This is a genomic window from Vibrio sp. S234-5 (assembly GCF_000960595.1).
Taxonomy (GTDB): Bacteria; Pseudomonadota; Gammaproteobacteria; order Enterobacterales; family Vibrionaceae; genus Vibrio.
Window position 1 is genome coordinate 1 of record NZ_JZAM01000084.1, and the last position, 1108, is coordinate 1108.

General features: G+C 42.0%; 2 protein-coding genes. Both read left to right on the forward strand.

What is annotated here, in order from left to right; translation table 11 throughout:
- Positions 1 to 174 (forward strand): DUF3265 domain-containing protein (locus tag UF06_RS28265; RefSeq protein WP_139046256.1); only part of this gene is annotated, 174 nt, incomplete at its 5' end.
- Complete coding sequence (locus tag UF06_RS03475; protein WP_045569196.1) at positions 171 to 818, forward strand: hypothetical protein; 648 nt, start codon at positions 171 to 173, stop codon at positions 816 to 818. The genes UF06_RS28265 and UF06_RS03475, both read left to right, overlap by 4 nt.
- Positions 819 to 1108: the final 290 nt, after the last annotated feature.

A 1108-nucleotide genomic window follows, 5' to 3' on the forward strand; every position in this document is an offset into this window, starting at 1 on the left:
CTTAAACATAACAAAGCGTTAAAGAGGGATTCGTGCCGCGTGGCATTTTTGGTATGCGGTAATTTTTGTGGTGAAAGTGGTCTGCGGAAAGTTGGTTTGTGCGGCACTCACCCCTTAACGCGGCGTTATATGCAATTCGACGGTGATACCCAAAAAGGAGAAGGTTTACGATGATTTTTGAATATTGGAACAATGTAATCGATGATCAGTCGGGTCGATATATCCATCCAGAAGATGAAAATATCTTAATCGAACTTAGTCACCTCGTTGAGAATGATATGGACTTTTCATTCCCTCCGGGTCCAATATTTGGTCCTCTAAAAACTGCAAAAATTGTACTATGTTATGCGAACCCCGGAATCGATGATTTGTCATTAAATACAATTCAAGATTCTGAGTTTAAAGACGAACTATTTAAGCAATTAACAGGTGTTCATAAATATCCGCACCATTTGGCTGGTTGGAATGAATGGTTCAGTCCCAGAGCTAATAGCTTGTTTGATGGTGACATTGAACTCGCATGTGAATATATGTCTGTTTTCAATCTGGTCCCTTATGCGTCTAGAAATATGGACAAAGTGGAAAAAATTGCCAATTGTCTCCCAAGTGTCTGGATAGCGCAAAACTACCTTAGAACAGTCCTTATCCCAAAGGCTAAAGCGGGTGATATTTTACTCATCATGTGTAGATCAAGTCATTTATGGGGTCTAAAGTCGGCACATGGGAGTGACAATATCTTAATGAACAATGTTCGTTCTGGGTTTAGCCAAGACGTTAAGACAAAAGTTAAAGAATGGCGTCATTTAAAAGGCATATAACAAAGCGTTAAAGAGGGACTTGGCACGCGTGGCATTTTCAATTTGCGTTGGGTTTAGTGGTTAAGGCGTAATGCGGTCACTTTTGTATTGCGTGCCTGCGCCCCTTAACGCGGCGTTATGCAACTCAGGTTAATTTAGGGGCTCAATCTTTTGGGATTTCTCCGTATCCGCCCCATGAACCCACGGGGCGATATTGTTAGTGTTTGAAGTTCCAAGGCAGGAGTGCATCGATATCAGGTTCCGCTTTCGCTAACTCCTGCATGCACTTGACCATGTAGTCGTAAAGGATA

Excerpts from the sequence above, each read along its gene's own strand:
- UF06_RS03475 (WP_045569196.1), top strand. The coding sequence starts at position 171 with ATGATTTTTGAATATTGGAACAATGTAATCGATGATCAGTCGGGTCGA.